Raw genomic sequence first — 531 nt, forward strand, 5'->3', positions numbered from 1 at the left:
ATCGACCGAGTCGTTGATCGTGGTCTGAGCTGGCGTCGGGTTCGGGGTCAGTTGCTCGAAGTTGCCGCCTGTGGCGTTCTCGATGGTGACACTGACGGTCGAGCCGTTGTTGTAGACGTCATTGGCTGGTGTCTGGAAATCAACGCTGCCCTGGGTTTTGCCGGCTTCAACGGTAATGGTCTGGCCGTTGGACAGGGTCACGGTTACCGGCGTCTGGGCAGGGTTGCTCAGGGTCACGGTGTAGGTGATCACGCCACCTTCAGTCACGCTTGGCGACGCGGTCAGGGTTGCAGTGGTGGTATCGACCGAGTCGTTGATTGTGGTCTGAGCCGGCGTCGGGTTCGGGGTCAGCTGCTCGAAGTTGCCGCCCGTGGCGTTCTCGATGGTGACGCTGACAGTCGAACCGTTGTTGTAGACGTCATTGGCTGGTGTCTGGAAATCGACGCTACCCTGGGTTTTACCAGCTTCAACGGTGATGACCTGGCCGTTGGACAGGGTCACGGTCACCGGCGTCTGGGCAGGGTTGCTCAA

The 531-nt window shown here is 60.1% G+C and carries 1 protein-coding gene; it reads right to left on the reverse strand.

Annotated features, from left to right (window positions below; translation table 11 throughout):
- On the reverse strand, positions 1-531 hold a 531-nt coding region (locus tag LVS58_RS24975; protein ID WP_233693246.1), incomplete at both ends, for an immunoglobulin-like domain-containing protein.

The organism is Pseudomonas sp. JR33AA, assembly GCF_021378985.1.
In the GTDB taxonomy this organism is placed as follows: domain Bacteria; phylum Pseudomonadota; class Gammaproteobacteria; order Pseudomonadales; family Pseudomonadaceae; genus Aquipseudomonas; species Aquipseudomonas alloputida.